This is a genomic window from Streptomyces sp. RG80, from assembly GCF_040446465.1.
In the GTDB taxonomy this organism is placed as follows: Bacteria; Actinomycetota; Actinomycetes; order Streptomycetales; family Streptomycetaceae; genus Streptomyces.
In genome coordinates this window covers 128,396-146,096 of sequence record NZ_JBEAAJ010000003.1, presented here as the reverse complement: position 1 = coordinate 146,096, position 17,701 = coordinate 128,396, and the positions used below count along the sequence as shown (strand labels likewise).

General features: G+C 71.0%; 19 protein-coding genes. 6 read left to right on the top strand and 13 right to left on the bottom strand.

The annotated features are described in order from the left end of the window. Positions 1–105 precede the first annotated feature (105 nt). From ABKA17_RS10865 to ABKA17_RS10855, 3 genes are read right to left on the bottom strand one after another with little or no spacing between them, the layout of a single operon-like run. Complete coding sequence (locus ABKA17_RS10865) at positions 106–867, bottom strand: DUF3710 domain-containing protein (RefSeq protein ID WP_353691741.1); 762 nt, start codon at positions 865–867, stop codon at positions 106–108. A 1-nt stretch (position 868) separates the two neighbouring features. Further along, positions 869–1,420 (bottom strand): dUTP diphosphatase, encoded by a 552-nt coding sequence (dut, locus tag ABKA17_RS10860; RefSeq protein ID WP_353691740.1) that lies wholly within the window; start codon positions 1,418–1,420, stop codon positions 869–871. Further along, positions 1,417–2,001, bottom strand: coding sequence for a PaaI family thioesterase (locus ABKA17_RS10855; protein WP_353691739.1), 585 nt, complete (start codon positions 1,999–2,001; stop codon positions 1,417–1,419). Before ABKA17_RS10855 ends, dut begins: the two co-directional genes overlap by 4 nt. Before the next feature lie 58 nt (positions 2,002–2,059). Here ABKA17_RS10855 and ABKA17_RS10850 point away from each other — a divergent pair, with 58 nt between their 5' ends. Next, on the top strand, positions 2,060–2,521 hold the full coding sequence (locus ABKA17_RS10850; RefSeq protein ID WP_353691738.1) for a DUF3093 domain-containing protein: 462 nt from the start codon (positions 2,060–2,062) through the stop codon (positions 2,519–2,521). A 74-nt stretch (positions 2,522–2,595) separates the two neighbouring features. Here ABKA17_RS10850 and ABKA17_RS10845 read toward each other — a convergent pair whose 3' ends face one another. From ABKA17_RS10845 to ABKA17_RS10830, 4 genes are all read right to left on the bottom strand, one after another. Continuing rightward, a complete protein-coding gene (locus tag ABKA17_RS10845) occupies positions 2,596–3,549 on the bottom strand; it encodes a hypothetical protein (protein ID WP_353691737.1) in 954 nt (317 codons plus the stop codon). 13 nt (positions 3,550–3,562) lie between these two features. Continuing rightward, positions 3,563–3,859, bottom strand: a complete 297-nt coding sequence (locus ABKA17_RS10840) for a DUF4193 domain-containing protein (RefSeq protein ID WP_005481602.1) — start codon at positions 3,857–3,859, stop codon at positions 3,563–3,565. A gap of 393 nt (positions 3,860–4,252) precedes the next feature. Continuing rightward, a complete protein-coding gene (locus tag ABKA17_RS10835; protein WP_353691736.1) occupies positions 4,253–5,497 on the bottom strand; it encodes a sensor histidine kinase in 1,245 nt (414 codons plus the stop codon). Between the two features lie 5 nt (positions 5,498–5,502). Beyond that, on the bottom strand, positions 5,503–6,156 hold the full coding sequence (locus ABKA17_RS10830; protein WP_007385219.1) for a response regulator transcription factor: 654 nt from the start codon (positions 6,154–6,156) through the stop codon (positions 5,503–5,505). A gap of 436 nt (positions 6,157–6,592) precedes the next feature. Between ABKA17_RS10830 and ABKA17_RS10825 the strand changes: the two genes are divergently transcribed. Further along, positions 6,593–6,757, top strand: coding sequence for a hypothetical protein (locus tag ABKA17_RS10825; RefSeq protein WP_020121920.1), 165 nt, complete (start codon positions 6,593–6,595; stop codon positions 6,755–6,757). Between the two features lie 97 nt (positions 6,758–6,854). On the opposite strand, the gene ABKA17_RS10820 is transcribed toward ABKA17_RS10825, so the two are convergent. Together ABKA17_RS10820 and ABKA17_RS10815 are read right to left on the bottom strand one after the other, a co-directional pair. After that, on the bottom strand, positions 6,855–7,670 hold the full coding sequence (locus ABKA17_RS10820) for an inositol monophosphatase family protein (RefSeq protein ID WP_353691735.1): 816 nt from the start codon (positions 7,668–7,670) through the stop codon (positions 6,855–6,857). A gap of 8 nt (positions 7,671–7,678) precedes the next feature. Further along, positions 7,679–8,806, bottom strand: coding sequence for a ferrochelatase (locus ABKA17_RS10815; RefSeq protein WP_353691734.1), 1,128 nt, complete (start codon positions 8,804–8,806; stop codon positions 7,679–7,681). Positions 8,807–8,982: 176 nt separating this feature from the next. On the opposite strand from ABKA17_RS10815, the gene ABKA17_RS10810 reads away from it, so the two are divergent. The 3 genes from ABKA17_RS10810 (at position 8,983) to sepH (ending at position 13,093) form a co-directional block, all read left to right on the top strand. Next, positions 8,983–10,224: an MFS transporter gene (locus tag ABKA17_RS10810; RefSeq protein WP_353691733.1), complete on the top strand. Its 1,242-nt coding sequence runs from the start codon at positions 8,983–8,985 to the stop codon at positions 10,222–10,224. Then, positions 10,184–11,503 carry a D-arabinono-1,4-lactone oxidase gene (locus tag ABKA17_RS10805; RefSeq protein ID WP_353691732.1) on the top strand — a complete coding sequence of 440 codons (1,320 nt, stop codon included), beginning with the start codon at positions 10,184–10,186 and terminating at the stop codon, positions 11,501–11,503. Before ABKA17_RS10810 ends, ABKA17_RS10805 begins: the two co-directional genes overlap by 41 nt. A 555-nt stretch (positions 11,504–12,058) precedes the next feature. Beyond that, positions 12,059–13,093, top strand: a complete 1,035-nt coding sequence (gene sepH / locus ABKA17_RS10800; protein ID WP_353691731.1) for a septation protein SepH — start codon at positions 12,059–12,061, stop codon at positions 13,091–13,093. A 114-nt stretch (positions 13,094–13,207) separates the two neighbouring features. Here sepH and ABKA17_RS10795 read toward each other — a convergent pair whose 3' ends face one another. Next, on the bottom strand, positions 13,208–14,065 hold the full coding sequence (locus tag ABKA17_RS10795; RefSeq protein ID WP_353691730.1) for a sulfurtransferase: 858 nt from the start codon (positions 14,063–14,065) through the stop codon (positions 13,208–13,210). A gap of 297 nt (positions 14,066–14,362) precedes the next feature. On the opposite strand from ABKA17_RS10795, the gene ABKA17_RS10790 reads away from it, so the two are divergent. Next, a complete protein-coding gene (locus ABKA17_RS10790) occupies positions 14,363–15,139 on the top strand; it encodes a VOC family protein (RefSeq protein WP_353691729.1) in 777 nt (258 codons plus the stop codon). A gap of 36 nt (positions 15,140–15,175) precedes the next feature. Here ABKA17_RS10790 and ABKA17_RS10785 read toward each other — a convergent pair whose 3' ends face one another. Genes ABKA17_RS10785 through ABKA17_RS10775 form a run of 3 tightly spaced genes read right to left on the bottom strand, consistent with a single transcriptional unit; the run spans position 15,176 to position 17,650 of the window. Then, positions 15,176–15,823, bottom strand: a complete 648-nt coding sequence (locus ABKA17_RS10785) for a thymidine kinase (protein ID WP_353691728.1) — start codon at positions 15,821–15,823, stop codon at positions 15,176–15,178. Between the two features lie 46 nt (positions 15,824–15,869). After that, positions 15,870–17,063 carry an alkaline phosphatase family protein gene (locus ABKA17_RS10780; RefSeq protein WP_353691727.1) on the bottom strand — a complete coding sequence of 398 codons (1,194 nt, stop codon included), beginning with the start codon at positions 17,061–17,063 and terminating at the stop codon, positions 15,870–15,872. Then, the gene (locus tag ABKA17_RS10775; protein WP_353691726.1) at positions 17,063–17,650 is read right to left on the bottom strand and encodes a DUF5998 family protein; all 588 of its coding nucleotides are present in this window, start codon (positions 17,648–17,650) and stop codon (positions 17,063–17,065) included. Before ABKA17_RS10775 ends, ABKA17_RS10780 begins: the two co-directional genes overlap by 1 nt. Between the last annotated feature and the right edge of the window lie 51 nt (positions 17,651–17,701).

Sequence of the window (17,701 nt, the reverse complement as noted above, 5' to 3'; positions counted from 1 at the left end):
GGTAGGTACAGACCAATGCGCCGTCAAGGGTCCGCGCACGAGGTTCACGCACGAGAAAGAGCCGCACCCCCGGTCAGGGATGCGGCCCTTGTGGTTCTACGAGGCTCAGCGCACCTCGGTGATCTCCGGTCCGCGCTGGAGCTGGCCCATGCCGCCGGAGAAGCGGGAGCTCTCGTCCTGCTGCTGGACACCCTCGGGGACCATCTGGGCGTCGTTCGGCAGCTTGAGGACGATCGGGTCGCGGGGCGCCATCGGGCCCTCGCCGCGGACCACGACCGTGTCCCGGAAGATCTGCTCGAGCAGGCCGGCCGCCTGCGGCTGCACCGCGCCCTGGCCCGAGATCACCCCGCGCAGGAACCAGCGGGGGCCGTCCACACCGACGAACCGCACGACCTGGAAGCCGCCCGTGCCGTCCGGCAGCTGCACCGGCACCTGGGCCCGCAGCTCCCAGCCGAGGGGACCCTCGACCTCGTCGACGATGCCGCCCTGCTGGGTGATGCCGGTCGCGATCTCCTCGCGCACCTCGCCCCAGATGCCCTCGCGCTTGGGCGCGGCGAAGGCCTGCAACTGGACGGCGCTGTCGCGCAGCACCACGGTGGCCGCGACGATCGCGTCACCCGCGACCTCGACCCGCAGCTCCATGCCGTCCACGCCGGGTACGAAGAGACCGCCCAGGTCCACCCGGCCCTCGCCGGGCTCGCGCACCTCGGTGTCGTCCCAGGGCCCGTCGGGCCGGGGCTCGGGCTCGAGCCTCACGCGCTCGCGCGCACCGTCTTCGTCCGCCTCAGCGCCGACACTGTCGACGACCTGCTCGGCCTCGCCGGCCGCGCCGTCGGCGGCATCCTTATTCTTGCGACGTCCGAACACGTCACTGTCCTTCCCGGTCGGATACGACCGAAGCGTATCGATTCCCACCCGCCCGGCCGCCGACGGCGGCCTGACCGTTTGTGCTGCTTGCCCCGGCCACCGCGGCATGGCCTCCGGTGGACCCGAAGCCCCCTTCGGCCCGCGCCGAGTCGGGAAGTTCCGCGACCTCCTGGAAGCGGACCCGCTCGACCTGCTGGACGACCAGTTGGGCAATCCGGTCGAAGCGCTCGAACCGCACCGACTCGCGCGGATCGAGATTCACCACGATCACCTTGATCTCCCCACGGTACCCGGCATCAACCGTCCCCGGGGCATTCACGAGAGCGACACCGCAGCGGGCGGCGAGGCCGGATCGGGGGTGCACGAAGGCCGCGTACCCCTCAGGGAGCGCCACAGACACCCCCGTGGGCAGCACGGCCCGTTCACCCGGCTTCAGTTCACAGCCTTCGGTGGTGCGCAGATCGGCTCCCGCGTCACCGGGGTGCTCGTACGACGGAAGCGGTACGTCGGGGTCGACGCGCCGGATCAGTACGTTCAGGGGCTCACGGCTCACGGGTTCACCTCGAAGGCACGGGCACGCCGGACCTGGTCCGGGTCGCTCATGGCCGCCTGGATCTCCTCGGGGCGGCCGTTGTCGATGAAGTGGTCGACCTTCACCTCGATGAAGAGCGCCTCGGCGCGGACGGCGACGGGGCCGTCGGGGCCGCCGATGCGTCCGGTGGCGGTCGAGTAGATCTTCCGCCCGGCGACGGCCGTCACCTCGGCCTCCAGGTACAGCACCGTGTCCACGGGGACGGGCCGCGCGAAGTCGGTCTCCAGCCGTCCGGTCACCGCGATGGTGCGCAGCAGCCAGTTCAGCGAGCCGAGGGTCTCGTCGAGGGCGGTGGCGAGCACGCCGCCGTGCGCGAGGCCGGGGGCGCCCTGGTGGGCGGGCCGCACGGTGAACTCGGCGGTGACGCGGACGCCTTCGGCGGCCCGGGCCGCCAGATGCAGCCCGTGGGCCTGCTCGCCGCCACAGCCGAAGCACTGGCCGTAGTGCGCGCCGAGGAGCTCGCCGGGTGCGGGCGCGTCGGGGTGACGCACCGGCGGCACGGCGTCGGCGGGAGGCTTAAGAGCTGCGGAACTACCACTCACAGGCGCAGACCTTACCCGCGCGTCGGCCCTCTTCTAACACCGTGCCAAGCTTGGCTTCATGCAGCTCTCCGCCACCCCGTACGAAGAACGCCTCACCGCCCCCCGCTCGTGGTGGTTCATCTCGTTCCTGGTGGGGGTCTCCTTCGCCCTGATCCTGCTGCCGTTCGGCACGCTGCCGTTGCTCGGCGGCCTGGTCGGCGGCACCGCGGCCGCGGCGGTCGTCGCCAGTTCGTACGGCTCGCCGCGCATCCGTGTCGTGGGCGGCTCGCTGATCGCCGGCGAGGCGAAGATCCCGGTCACGGCGCTGGGTGCGGCGGAGGTGCTGGACGCGGAGGAGGCGCGCGCCTGGCGCACGTACAAGGCCGACACCCGCGCCTTCCTGCTGCTGCGCGCCTACATCCCCACGGCCCTGCGCGTGGAGGTCACGGACCCCGAGGACCCGACGCCGTACCTGTACCTGTCGACGCGAGAGCCGGAGCGGCTGGCGGAGGCGATCAAGCAGGCCCGGGACGCCGCCTAGAACGTTCTCGCGAGGTTTCACCCCGCGGGGAGGTCGTCCGGGGGTCCCGCGGGCCGAGGACTCTCACGGAACTCTTACCGGGTCTCGCGGCCCTCGCCGGAGCCATGGCCCTCGCCGTGTCCCCGCCCGAGTTCCTTCGCGATGTCCCCGATCGCCAGGGGGTCCGCCGGCGTCTCCAGCGGCGGGAGCGCATCCAGCGCGTCCCAGGGCACCTGGGTCTTCCGCAGGTCCGCGCGGATGCGTGCCGCGAGCTTCTTGGTGTCTCTGCGGTTCATGACCGCTCCGACGGCCGCGCCGACCATGAACGGCATCAGGTTCGGCAGGTTCCGGACCATCCGCTTCATGATCTGCTGCCGCAGCTGCGCTTTCATCGGGCCGCCGAGGGCGGAGTTGATCGTCGACGGCTTGGTCACGTCGATGCCGCGCTCTCCCGACCACGAGTTCAGATACGCGGTGCTGCGGTCCTTCAGACCGCCCGGCGGCCGCACGCCGTAGACCTCGTGGAGCTCGGCGATCATCTTCAGCTCGATCGCCGCGACCCCGGTGATCTCCGCGGCCAGCTCCGTCGGCATCGCCGGCGGGACGGGCAGCATCGCCGCCGCGCCGATCCCGGCGCCGACGGTCGAGGACGCGTTTGCGGCGCCCGCCACGAGCTTGTCGGCGAGCTGCTCGGGTCCGAGGCCCGGGAACTGCCTGCGGAGCGTCGAGAGGTCGCGTACGGGGATCCGCGGGGCGTTGTCGATGATCCGGTCGGCGAGGTACGCCAGGCCTGCCCTGGCGCGGCTGCCGCCTCTGCGGACGCCCTCCCCGACCTTCTCGCGCATCACCGCGACCCGTCGCCTGGCGACGGGCGCGGGATGGTCCGCGGACGCCGGGAGGTCACCCCGGCCGGCCGCGGGTTCGAGCGAGGCTCCCGTACCTGATGAGCCCCGCCCGTCGTCACGCGCACCGTGAGGGCCGTCGGACGGCCCTTGGTCCGCTCCCGGCAGGGGGGAGCGGCGCTTCCAGGGAGGGGTCGAGCCAGTCACGGCCGACCCGTCCTCAGTCGCAGTCGCGGCAGATCGGCTGACCGTTCTTCTCGCGGGCCAGCTGACTGCGGTGGTGCACCAGGAAGCAGCTCATGCAGGTGAACTCGTCCTGCTGCTTGGGCAGCACCCGGACGGCCAACTCCTCGTTCGAGAGGTCCGCGCCGGGCAGCTCCAGGCCTTCGGCGGCCTCGAACTCGTCGACGTCCACTGCTGACGTCGACTTGTCGTTCCGCCTGGCCTTCAGCTCTTCAAGGCTGTCCGAGTCGACGTCGTCGTCGGTCTTGCGTGGGGTGTCGTAATCCGTTGCCATGTCGCTCTCCCCCTCTGGGTGTCTGCGGTGTCTCCAGCGCACGTAACGCGTGAGAGGCCGGACTTGTGCCCGACCCGAGGCGGAGATTTTGCCTCACATCAAGGTCTGTTACTCAATCGACACCCAACCGGACTCCTCATGAGTGATCGGCTGGGATGGCGATGGGGACCGTACACGGTCCGAATGCCGCACTTCAAAGGCGTCTCACCGTGTACTTCCCGTGATCAGGGCCCCCGAAAACCCGGACTTTCCCGGCTTTCCGGCAGCATTCTTGATCACCGACAGTAGATGGCCTGAATTTCGCCCTTGTGATCGATCACACACGGGACGGCTCGACGAGTGCCCAGAAAATTCCGCGCAAAGCGAACATCCCCGTGTGTCGGCGACATGATCTCAGATCGGAAGGGTGACCCGCATCACGAGTCCTCCTCCCTCGCGCGGCTGTGCGTAGATGTGCCCGCCGTGCGCCCGGGCCACCGAGCGGACGATGGACAGACCGAGTCCGACGCCCTTGTCGCTGCCGGTGCGATCGGCGCCCCGCAGCCGCTTGAACGGCTCGAAGAGATTGTCGATCTCGTACGCCGGCACGACCGGGCCCGTGTTGGACACGACCAGGACCGCGGAACCGTGCTGGACCTCGGTGGTGACCTCGACCCAGCCGTCCTCCGGCACGTTGTACCGCACGGCGTTCTGCACGAGGTTCAGCGCGATCCGCTCCAGCAGTACGCCGTTGCCCTGGACGACCGCGGGCTTCTGCTCGCCCCGGATCACCACGCCCTTGGCCGTGGCCTCGGCGTGCACCTGGTCCACGGCCTGCTCGGCGACCTCGGCGAGGTCCACAGGCTTGCGCTCGACGATCTGGTTGTCGCTGCGGGCGAGCAGCAGCAGGCCCTCCACGAGCTGCTCGCTGCGCTCGTTGGTGGCCAGCAGCGTCTTGCCGAGCTGCTGGAGCTCCATCGGTGCCCCGGGGTCGGAGAGATGCACCTCCAGGAGTGTGCGGTTGATCGCCAGGGGCGTTCTCAGCTCGTGCGAGGCGTTGCCGACGAAACGCTGCTGGGCCGTGAAGGCCCGCTCCAGGCGTTCCAGCATCTCGTCGAAGGTGTCGGCCAGTTCCTTCAGCTCGTCGTCCGGGCCGTCCAGCTCGATCCGCCGGGCCAGGTCCGAGCCGGCCACCGCGCGCGCGGTCCGGGTGATCCGGCCGAGCGGCGACAGCACCCGGCCGGCCATGGCGTAGCCGAACGCGAAAGCGATGATCGCCAGGCCGAGGAGGGCGAGGAGGGAACGGCTGAGGAGATCGTCCAGCGCGTGGTTGCGCTGCGTCGCGTCGCACTGCTTGAGGAAGTCGTTGAACTGGTTCTGCGTGGTGGCGGTCTCCAGCAGGGGGCAGGTGGAACTGGTTATGTCGAGGTTGCTCCCGGTCACCTCGAAGGACGGGCCACTGCCCTCGTGAAGGGCCTGCGCGGCCAGCAGGTAGATGATCGACAGCAGCAGGATGCCGGCGATCAGGAACATGCCGCCGTACAGCAGGGTCAGCCGTATGCGGATGGTGGGACGCAGCCAGGGGAACGGCGGCTCCGGCCGCCGCGGGTCCCAGGTGGGCTTCGGAGGTGCCTCGGGAGGCGCGGGGGTCGCGGCCACGGCGATCAGATCCGGTAGCCGGAGCCGGGCACGGTGACGATGACGGGCGGCTCGCCCAGCTTGCGGCGCAGGGTCATGACGGTCACCCGGACGACGTTGGTGAACGGGTCGGTGTTCTCGTCCCAGGCCTTCTCCAGGAGCTGCTCCGCGGAGACGACCGCGCCCTCGGAGCGCATCAGCACCTCCAGGACGGCGAACTCCTTGGGCGCGAGCTGCACCTCCTTGCCGTCGCGGAAGACCTCGCGGCGGTTCGGGTCCAGCTTGATGCCGGCGCGCTCCAGGACGGGCGGCAGCGGCACGCTCGTACGGCGGCCGAGGGCACGCACGCGTGCCGTCAGCTCGCTGAACGCGAAGGGCTTGGGCAGGTAGTCGTCGGCGCCGATCTCCAGACCCTCGACCCGGTCGCTGACGTCGCCGGAGGCGGTGAGCATCAGCACGCGCGTGGGCATACCGAGCTCGACGATCTTGCGGCAGACGTCGTCGCCGTGCACGAGCGGGAGGTCGCGGTCGAGGACGACCACGTCGTAGTCGTTCACGCCGATGCGCTCCAGGGCGGCCGCACCGTCGTACACGACGTCGACGGCCATGGCCTCCCGGCGCAGTCCGGTGGCCACCGCATCGGCGAGCAGCTGCTCGTCCTCGACGACGAGTACGCGCACGTCGCTTGTCCTTCCTGTGTCCACCCGCGTAGCGCTTGTCGGGGCACGCGGGCAGGGGCTCGGTGAGTGTTGACCTCCATCCTGCCCTTTTCGGCCATAAGTCGGCTGTAAGGCGGGGAACGGCCGTCTGAAGCCCAGGTGTGGGGCCGGGTGAAGGACAGGTGTGAAGCCGGGGAATGCGAGATTTTCTCCCTCGGTTGAGGTTTCCGTGGAAGAGAGCGGGGGGAGGACGGCTTTACACCCCGCGATCACGCTCTGCATGTGCCGCAGCACCATGCGGTACACCGCAATCCGCTTTCCGCAGAGCGGGCGTGGGTGTCCGGCGCCGTCGCCGCCCAGCAGGGCAGCGCTGGGCATCTGCTGGAGGCGTGATCGCCCCTTCCGAACGGCACACCCCCGTGCCACCGACCCACGACCCAGGACGAGGGGGCGCAGCATGGACGCATTCACCGCAGGACTTCTGCAGCGCATAAGGGCGACGGAGACCGACCTGACGCGGGCTCGCAACGAGGGCGACGACTTCCTCGTCGAGGTGGAGCAGGGCGAACTCGACGACCTGCGCCGGCTCGCCGCCGAACACGGTGTGGAGGTCAGCGCTTAGCGTCTGATCGGCTTTGAGCAGGACAGTGGGCCCCGGTGAATCCAGCACCGGGGCCCATTGGTTTGCGCCCTGTCGGTTTGCGCTCTGTCGCGCCCCGTCAGTCGTGCCAGGCGCCGAAGTCCTCCAGGAGCCGCTGGAGGGGCTCGAAGACGCCCGGGGTGGCCGCGATCGCCAGATCGCGTGCGGGGCGCTCTCCGGGGCGCCCACCGGTCAGGGCGCCCGCCTCCCGGGCGATCAGGTCGCCCGCAGCGAGGTCCCAGGCGTTCAGGCCGCGCTCGTAGTAGCCGTCCAGTCGGCCCGCCGCCACGTCGCACAGGTCCACCGCCGCGGAGCCGCTGCGGCGGATGTCGCGCAGGAGCGGGATCAGCTTCCGGGCGACCTCGGCCTGGTGGGCGCGGACCTCCAGGACGTAGTTGAAGCCCGTGGAGACCAGGGCCTGGTCCAGGGGCGGGGCGGGACGGCAGGCGAGTGCGCGCTCGCCCTCCCACGCGCCCGTGGCCCAGGCGCCCTCGGCCTTGACCGCGTGGTACGTCTCGCCGCGCATCGGGGCCGCCACCACTCCGACGACCGTTTCGCCGTGCTGCTCGGCGGCGATGGAGACGGCCCAAGTGGGCAGCCCGTACAGGTAGTTGACCGTGCCGTCGAGGGGGTCGATCACCCAGCGGACACCGCTCGTGCCCTCGCTGGAGGCGCCCTCCTCGCCGAGGAAGCCGTCGTCGGGGCGGTGGGCGGAGATCAGGTCGGTGATCAGCTTCTCCGCGGCGATGTCCATCTCGGTGACCACGTCGATGGGGCTGGACTTCGTGGCGGCCACCGCGAGGTCGGCCGGACGGCCGTCCCGCAGCAGGGCGCCGGCCTTGTGGGCGGCCTCCTGGGCGAGCCGAAGCAGTTCCGTGTGCAGCGGGGCAGTCACAGGGCTCCTCACGCGTAGGGGCTGTCGACGCCCGCGGCGGCGGGACGGGGGGCACGGGAGGGACAGCAGCCGACCGGGCAGAGGTTGTGGCTCGCGCCGAGCGCGCCGAGGGCACACGGGGTGACGTCCTGGCCCCGCTCGACCGCGGCACGCTCCAGGACCAGGTCACGGATCGCCGCCGCGAACCGCGGGTCGGCGCCCACGGTGGCCGAGCGCCGCATCGGCAGGCCCAGCTCCGCCGCCTTCGCCTCGGCCTCCGTGTCGAGGTCGTACAGGACCTCCATGTGGTCGGAGACGAAGCCGATGGGAGCGATCACCACCGCGCGCGCGCCGGCCTCGTGGCGCTCCTCCAGGTGGTCGCAGATGTCCGGCTCCAGCCACGGGATGTGCGGGGCGCCCGAGCGGGACTGGTAGACGAGCTGCCACGGGTGGTCGACGCCGGTGCGCTCGCGGACGGCGTCGGCGATCAGCCGCGCGACCTCCAGGTGCTGCCTCACGTACGCCCCACCGTCGCCGTGCTCCTCCACCGGGCCCGAGGTGTCCGCCGAGGCGTTCGGGATCGAGTGGGTCGAGAAGGCGATGTGGGCGCCGTCCCGGACGTCCTCGGGAAGATCGGCGAGGGACCGCAGCACGCCCTCGATCATGGGCTCGAGGAAGCCCTCGTGGTTGAAGTAGTGCCGCAGCTTGTCGATCTTCGGAAGCTCGACGCCCTCGGCCTGGAGCGCCGCGAGCGAGTCGGCGAGGTTCTCCCGGTACTGGCGGCAGCCCGAGTACGAGGCGTACGCGCTGGTGGCGAGGACCAGGATGCGGCGGTGGCCGTCGGCGGTCATCTCGCGCAGGGTGTCCGTCAGGTACGGGGCCCAGTTGCGGTTGCCCCAGTAGATCGGCAGGTCCAGGCCGTGCTCGACGAAGTCCTTGCGCAGGGCGTCCAGCAGGGCGCGGTTCTGGTCGTTGATGGGGCTGACCCCGCCGAACAGGAAGTAGTGCTGTCCGACTTCCTTCAGGCGTTCCTTGGGGATGCCGCGCCCTCTCGTCACGTTCTCCAGGAACGGGACGACGTCGTCCGGGCCCTCGGGGCCGCCGAACGAGAGCAGGAGCAGGGCGTCGTAGGGGCTGGCATCGAGCGCGTCTCGCATGGGTCGATCCTGTCATCCGGTACTGACAGCCGGAAAACGGTGGGGTGTGGGACGGAGTTCCGGATCCCGACCGCCAGGTGCATTAGGGTCACCTAACTCGTAAGCTGTATCCGCCGCATTCACGCCTTACTGGACTGTCGGCACCCACAGCCGATCCGTCCAGACCGGAGACCCTCGTGCCGAGTCCCTACCTCGCCCTGTTCGCCGCCCCCGGCAGCAAGGGCTTCTCCGCCGCGGGGTTCCTCGGCCGGATGCCGCTGTCGATGATGGGCATCGGCGTGGTGACCATGGTGTCCCAGCTGACCGGACGGTACGGCCTGGCCGGCGCGCTGTCGGCCACCATGGCGCTGGCCGCCGCGGTGGCGGGTCCGCAGGTCTCGCGGCTGGTCGACCAGCACGGGCAGCGGCGGGTGCTGCGGCCGGTGACGCTGATCGCGCTCGGCGCGGCGGCCGGGCTCCTGTTCGCCGCCCACTACCGGTGGCCGGACTGGACGCTCTACGTGTTCAGCGCGGGCATCGGGTGCGTGCCGAGCATCGGCGCGATGATCCGCGCGCGGTGGGCGGCTGTGTACGGCGGGACGCCTCAGTTGCACACCGCGTACTCGTTCGAGTCGGTGATCGACGAGGTCTGCTTCATCTTCGGGCCGATCATCTCCATCGGGCTGTCGACCGCGTGGTTCCCGGAGGCGGGGCCCCTGCTCGCCGCGTGCTTCCTGGCGGTCGGGGTCTTCTGGCTGACCGCGCAGCGCGCCACCGAGCCCGCACCGCACCCGCGCGAGAAGCACGGTGCCGGCGGCAGCGCCCTGCGCTCCCCCGGGCTCCAGGTCCTGGTGGCCACCTTCGTGGCGACCGGGGCCATCTTCGGTGCGGTCGACGTGGTCACCGTGGCCTTCGCCGACGAGCGGGGACACAAGGGCGCCGCGAGCGTTGTGCTCGCCCTGTACGCGGCGGGCTCCTGTGTGGCCGGTCTCATCTTCGGGCTGCTGCACTTCAAGGGGGCACCCGAACCTCGCTGGCTGCTGGGCATATGCGCGATGGCCGTGAGTATGATCCCCCTCCTACTGGTCGGAAACTTGCCGTTTCTGGCCGTGGCGCTGTTCGTTGCGGGCCTGGCCATCGCTCCCACGATGATCACCACGATGTCCCTCATCGAGCAGCACGTACCACGCGCGCAGCTGACCGAGGGCATGACCTGGATCAGTACCGGGCTCGCGGTCGGGGTCGCACTCGGCTCCTCCGCGGCCGGCTGGGTCATCGACGAGGCCGGGGCGCGCGCCGGGTACGGGGTTCCGGCGGTGTCCGGAGCCGTCGCGGTCGCGGTCGGTTTCCTGGGGTACCGCCGGCTCAAGCGGCCGGCTCCGCGTCGGGGAGGCACCGTTGAGCAGCACAGCGAGCGGGAAGAACGGCACGTGGCGTAACTGGGGCGGAAACGTCACCGCACGCCCCGCGCGGGAGGTCACTCCCGCCTCGGTCGAGGAGCTCGCGGACGCCGTACGGAAGGCGGCCGAGGACGGTCTGAAGGTGAAGGCCGTCGGCACCGGGCACTCCTTCACGTCGATCGCCGCCACCGACGGTGTGTTGATCCGCCCTCAACTGTTGACCGGTATCCGCGACATCGACCGCGATGCCATGACGGTCACGGTCGAGGCCGGTACGCCGCTCAAGAGGCTCAACATGGCTCTCGCGCGCGAGGGGCTGTCGCTCACGAACATGGGCGACATCATGGAGCAGACCGTCTCCGGCGCCACCAGCACCGGCACCCACGGCACGGGTCGCGAGTCCGCTTCGATCGCCGCCCAGATCAGAGGGCTGGAGCTGGTGACGGCCGACGGTTCGGTGCTCGCGTGCTCCGAGAAGGAGAATCCCGAGGTCTTCGCGGCGGCCCGGACAGGCCTCGGCGCACTCGGCATCGTCACCGCGATCACCTTCGCCGTGGAGCCGATCTTCCTGCTGACGGCTCGCGAGGAGCCGATGCCCTTCGACCGGGTCCTCGCCGACTTCGACGAACTGTGGGCCGAGAACGAGCACTTCGAGTTCTACTGGTTCCCGCACACCGGCAGCACCAACACCAAGCGCAACAACCGCAGCGCGGGCCCGGAGAAGCCGGTGCCGCAGCTCCAGGGCTGGATCGAGGACGAGTTCCTCTCCAACGGCGTCTTCCAGGTGGCCCAGTGGGTCGGCCGCGCGGCGCCCGCGACGGTCCCGGCCATCGCCCGGATCTCCAGCAAGGCCCTGTCCTCGCGCACGTACACGGACATCCCGTACAAGGTCTTCACGTCGCCGCGCCGGGTGCGTTTCGTGGAGATGGAGTACGCCGTCCCGCGCGCGGCCGTCACCGAGACGCTGCGCGAACTGCGGACCATGGTCGAACGCTCCGGCCTGAAGGTCAGCTTCCCGGTCGAGGTGCGCACCGCACCGGCCGACGACATCACCCTCTCCACGGCATCCGGCCGCGACAGCGCGTACATCGCCGTCCACATGGTCAAGGGCACTCCTTATCAGGCCTACTTCACCGCGGCCGAGCGCATCTTCACCGCGCACGAGGGCCGGCCGCACTGGGGCAAGGTGCACACCCGCGACGCCGGGTACTTCGCCGGCGTCTACCCGCGCTTCGGCGAGTTCACCGCGCTGCGGGACCGCCTTGATCCTGATCGCCGGTTCCAGAACGACTACCTGCGGCGGGTGTTGGGGTCGTAGCGTCGGGCTCGCTCGTCGAAGTGGGCGTGTCCACGCCGGACTTCGAGGACCAGGCGTTCTCCTCTGTGACGGCACCCGGGCACGGTTGACGGTGCCCTCCGTGAACTCCCCCGGGTGTCGCGGCTGTTGCGGGGTCCGGCCCCTGTCACGAAACCAATGGTTCCATTTCTGGCGATTCCGTGAGATAGGCCACGTTCAAGATCCGTAGAACCGCGCGGGAGACGGCCAAGTCCCCTCTGCCACCAGAAGTTGGGCGGCGCGCCAATCCACGCACGTGGTCCGAATGGAGTACTGTTGCGAGCCCTGGGTCCGGTCTCCCGCCAGGGCGTCCGTGGCCTTCAAGGACCGCCTGGAGGGGGCTAGTTGCACAGGGTGACGGAGTTGGTCACTTAGCGTTGCGAATAAGTAACCGTGCCATAACGGCGGCCCAGGGTCCATGCCCGACACGCCGGGCAACTCGGCAAGGTTGTGGCAGGCTGCACCCGGGCAGGCCACACTCGACTAGCGGAAGCAGCGACGCACGTGACGTCGGCAGGCACCACCCGGGAGGTCCCCATGCCCGAACTGCGTGTCGTGGCCGTCTCGAATGACGGCACACGGCTGGTGCTGAAGGCTGCGGACAGCACGGAGTACACGCTTCCGATTGACGAGCGTCTGCGCGCCGCGGTACGCGGCGACCGTCCCCGCCTCGGCCAGATCGAGATCGAGGTGGAGAGTCATCTCCGCCCCCGCGACATTCAGGCACGTATACGCGCCGGTGCGACGGCCGAAGAGGTCGCGCAGATGGCCGGCATCCCCGTCGACCGTGTCCGCCGCTTCGAGGGCCCCGTCCTCGCCGAGCGCGCGTTCATGGCCGAGCGGGCCCGCAAGACACCCGTCCGCCGGCCCGGCGAGAACGCGGGCCCCCAACTCGGCGAGGCCGTCCAGGAGCGACTGCTGCTGCGCGGCGCCGACAAGGACACCGTCCAGTGGGACTCCTGGCGCCGCGACGACGGCACCTGGGAAGTCCTGCTGGTCTATCTGGTCGCGGGCGAACCGCACTCGGCGAGCTGGACCTACGACCCGCCGCGGCGGCTCGTCCAGGCCGTCGACGAGGAGGCCCGCTCGCTGATCGGCGAGTCCGACGACCTCGTCGCGCCCGAGCCCAGCTTTCCGTTCGTCCCACGGATCGCCCGGCTGCCCCGGGACCGCCCGCTGGACCGCGCCCTGGAGCGGCCGAGCCTGCCCGCGCCGACGCCCGAACCGGTCGAGGAGGCGGTGAGCGAGCGCGACTCGCTGACCAGCCTGCTGGAGGCGGTGCCGAGCTTCCGGGGCGACCTGGTGGTCCCGGAGCGCCCGTCGGACACCCCCGCGCCCGTGGAGGAACCGGCCGACGAACCGGTGGAGGAGGAGCCCCCGGCTCCGGCGGCCTCGGCCGGCTCGGCCTACGCGGACGTCCTCATGCCCCGCTCGGTCGGCAGCCACCGCGACCGCCTCACCGGCTCCACCGACCGCCAGGCCGAGGCCGACGGCGTCCGCCCCGGCCGCCGCGCGGCGGTCCCGAGCTGGGACGAGATCGTGTTCGGGACCCGGCGGAAAAAGCAGGAGTAGCCGGGCGACCGCCCGTACGACGTCCCCGACAGACGTCCCCGAGGGGCCGCACCGATTCGGTGCGGCCCCTCGGGCTGTACGGCTGCCGCCGATCGGGGCCGTCGGGCCGTAGCGCTATTGCGGGTCCGGGCCCACGGCGACCGGTCGGGACGGATCCGAGGACCATTCCGACCAGGACCCCACATACAGTGCCGCCGGGATCCCCGCGACCGCCAGCGCCAGCACCTCGTGCGCCCCGGAGACGCCCGAACCGCAGTACACGCCGACCGCGGAGCCGTCGCTCGCTCCGAGGGCCTTGAAGCGCGCGTGGAGCTCCTCGGCGGGCAGGAACCGCCCGTCTGCCCCCACGTTCTCGTTCGTCGGCGCGGACACCGCTCCCGGGATGTGCCCGCCGACCCGGTCGATCGGCTCGACCTCCCCGCGGTACCGCTCCCCCGCGCGCGCGTCGAACAGCACACCCGAGCGGGCCAGCGCGGCCGCCGCGTCCGCGTCGAGCAGCCCCGTGGCACCCGGGACCGGCTGGAAGTCGCCCTCGGCGAGCGCCGGACCCGGCACGGACGACTGGAGGGGGCCCTTCCAGGTCGGCAACCCGCCGTCGAGGACCCGCACGTCCGGGTGACCCGTCCAGCGCAGCAACCACCACGCCCGGGCGGCCGCCCAGCCCTGTCCGCCGTCGTACACGACCACCGGTTTCGAGGACGACACACCCGCGCGGCGCATCGCGGCACCGAACTCCGCGACATCGGGCAGCGGATGCCTGCCGCGGGTACCGGCGGCGGAGGCAAGTTCCCTGTCCAGGTCCACGAAGGCCGCGCCCGGGAGGTGCCCGGCCGCGTACTCGGCGCGGCCGTCGAAAGGCGGCTCACCGGTCGCCTTGGCCATGCTCAACTGCCAGCGGACGTCGAGCAGTACAGGCGGGTTCTCGCCCACCAGTTCGCTCGCGAGTTCGGATGCGGAGATGATGGCGTTCATGGCCACCATCCTTGCGTACGGGGTGGCCGCATCGTCCATGTCCGGCTACTGTGCTCCGCCGGGCAGGCCCGATCACCAGGCGTACGGGATCGGGCACATGCTGTACAGCCGATCGACACTCGTGGGCAATCGCGCAGAAACGGGCGGGAAACCGCACACCGGGCATTCTGCGGACATGGGCCATCGAGCGGCGGCGCGCCCGGAGCGCGCCGCGCCCCGGGTGGTGCGAGCATCGGCACGGGGTTCCGGAGTGCGGTGGTGAGCCGGCCGCCGCGAGGGGGCGAGGAGAGAGTGACGATGACCGGCGAGACGCACACTCCGCACGCGCCCGGCACACCCTGCTGGGTGAGCCTGATGGTGCACGGGCTGACCACGACCCAGGACTTCTACGGCGAACTGTTCGGTTGGGAGTTCCAACCCGGTCCCAAACAACTCGGCCCCTACGTCCGGGCCCTGCTGGACGGCAAGGAGGTCGCCGGAATCGGCCAACTTCCGCCCGACCGCCACCTCCCGGTCGCGTGGACGCCCTACCTCGCCTCGGACGACGTGGACCTGACCGCGGAGACGGTACGGCTGTGCGGCGGCACGATCGGTGTCGGACCGCTGGACGCCGACGAGGCGGGCCGCCTGGCCATCGGCTCCGATCCGTCCGGCGCGGTCTTCGGCATCTGGCAGGCCGGAGCACACCGCGGCACCGGCGTCTCCGGCGTCCCGGGCACCCCCGCGTGGCACGAGCTGATGACCTTCGAAACGGCGAGCGTCACCAAGTTCTACGAAACGGTGTTCGGCTACGAGGAGGAGCCGGTGGTCTCCGACGACCTCGACTACGTCACCCTCCACGTCGCCGATCACCCGGTGGCCGGCGTCCACGGCGTCGGCAACTCCCTCCCCCGCGACCGCGGCCCCCACTGGATGACCTACTTCGAGGTCGCCGACACCGACACCACCCTGACCCGGGTATCAGCCCTCGGCGGCCACATCCTCCAACCGGCCCACAACAGCCCCCACGGCCGCGTGGCCACGGTGGCCGACCCGGAAGGAGCGAGGTTCTCGGTGGTGGAGCAACCCCACTGAGGCTCGGGCCGACCGACGACGGTTCGCCGGCCCCGCCTACACGGACGAGACGGGCAGCACATCCGGGGACAAGGCGGCCGCGCGGGCCGTGGCTGCGGTCGTGCGGCGGCGGTGGTGGCGGCGGCACAGGACCTCGTAGCCGATGGCTTCCGCCTGGTTGACGTCGCCGACGACCACCTGGGCGCCCTCCACGACCATCTCGCCCCCTATCGTGCGGGCGTTGTGGGTGGCGCGGGCGCCGCACCAGCACAGGGCCTCGACCTGGAGGACCTCGACGCGGTCGGCCAGTTCGACGAGGCGTTGGGAGCCGGGGAACAGCTTGGAGCGGAAGTCCGTCGTGATGCCGAAGGCGTAGACGTCGAGGCTCAGGTCGTCGACGACACGGGCGAGTTGGTCGATCTGCTCGGGGGCCAGGAACTGGGCCTCGTCGGCGATGACGTAGTCCGCGCGGCCGCCCTGGGAGAGGTGGTCGACCAGGTACGCGTACAGGTCCTGGCCGTCCTCGACCTCCACCGCGTCCGTCACCAGGCCCAGACGCGAGGACAGCTTGCCCTCGCCCGCGCGGTCGTCACGGGTGAAGATCATGCCCTGGAGGCCGCGCGCGGAGCGGTTGTGCTCGATCTGGAGAGCCAGGGTCGACTTCCCGCAGTCCATGGTTCCGCAGAAGAACACCAGCTCGGGCATGGGGAGTTGAGCACCTTTCGGCAAGAGAGGAGGGCAGACGGAGGCTTCAGGAGCGTACTTCCAGCAGCGGCACCAGCTGCTCCGCAGGGGTCATCGAACCGTGGTTGCCGACCATCGCCGACTCCTTCGGCTCCCGCTCGGACGCGATGATCAGGACGTCGTCCCGCGCCGCCGCGACCACGTCGCCGAGACGCGCGTACACCCGGTCGTCGATCTGCGGACCGAACCAGCCCGCCGCGATCGCCTCGTCCCGCGAGGCCACCCAGAACTGTTCGCCGAGCACCTCGCGCCAGCAGGTCAGCACGTCGTTCTCGGCGCCCGGCACCGCGTACACATGGCGGGCCCGGCCCTCGCCGCCCAGCAGGGCGACCCCGGCGCGCAGCTCCCAGTCCTCGTCGAAGTCGATGCGGTGCTGCTCGTCGAAGGGGACGTCGACCATGCCGTGGTCGGCGGTGACGTAGAGGGCGGTGCGCGGGGGCAGTTGCTCCGCCAGGCGCTGCACGAGGCGGTCCACGTGCATCAGCTGGCCGCGCCAGTTGTCGGAGTCGACGCCGAAGCGGTGGCCGGCGCCGTCGAGTTCGGCGTAGTACGTGTAGACCAGCGCGCGGTCCGCGGCGGCCAGCTGCTCGGCCGCCAGGTCCATCCGGTCCTCGCCCGCCAGGCGGCCCAGGAACTTGCCACCGCTCAGCGCCACCTTGGTCAGCGGGGTGTTCTCGAACGTCGGCGAGGACACCTGCGCCGCGTGCACGCCCGCGTCATGGGCGCGCTGGAAGATCGTGGGATACGGCTGCCACACGCGCGGAGAGGTCCACGGCTGCCAGCGCAGCTGGTTCATCAGCTCGCCGGTGTCCGGATTGCGCACGGTGTAGCCGGGCAGTCCGTGCGCGCCCGGCGGCAGGCCGGTGCCGACGGAGGCGAGGGAGGTCGCGGTGGTCGCCGGGTAGCCGGCGGTCAGCGGACGGCCGGTGCCGCCGCGCGAGCTGCCGAGGAGCGAGGCCATGAAGGGCGCTTCCTCGGGGTGGGCGCGCAGCTGCTCCCAGCCGAGGCCGTCGATCAGGAACACGCAGTTCCGGTCGGCGGGGGTCAGCTCGGTGATCGTCGCGGTCGTGCCGGGTACGTCCATGCCCGCGGCCAGCGTGGGCAGGAGGTCGGCGAGGGAGCCGCTGCCGTACTGGGGCGGCGGCGCGGACTCGACGGCGAGGGGTTCCGGATGGGGGTCCCAGGTGGTGGGCTGGGACATCAGCGGGTGACGTCCGCGGTCGCCTCGGAGAGGGACTGCGCGAAGGCGAGGGCCTGGCGCACCGTCTCCGGGCCGTCCCCGGCCTCGCTGACGCGCAGGCTGAGGTCGTCGGCGGTCGAGCTGCCCGTGTAGCCGTGGTCGGCCTCGCAGTTGGGGTCGCCGCAGGCCGCCGGCTCCAGGTCGATACGGGAGACGGCGCCCCAGCCGATGGTGAGGACGACCTCACGCGGCAGGGTGCCCGGCTGGTACTGCTCCGGGTTGGCGACCACGCGGCTCAGCACGACGGACGAGATCCGGCCAAGCTTGACCGACTCGGTGGAGGTCGTGGCGTACGGCGTCGGAGAGGTGCTGTCGGCGGCCTGCTCGTCGGTGTGGCTGACGATGAAGCGGTTGCCGGTGAGGACGAGCACGGTGACGTGCCGCCGCACCTCGTTCTGGTCGAACGTCGTCTCCTGGTGGACCAGGTACGACCGGATCGGCTCGCCGCCCACGGCGGCCTCCACCGCCTCGGCCACGAGGGCCGGGTAGTAGCCGCTGCGCTCGATCGCCGCACGCAGCCCCTGGGTCGTCGTACTGGTCTTGGCCATGACCCCCATCCTACGGGGGACCACTGACTGCGAGGCACCGCTCAGGGGTGT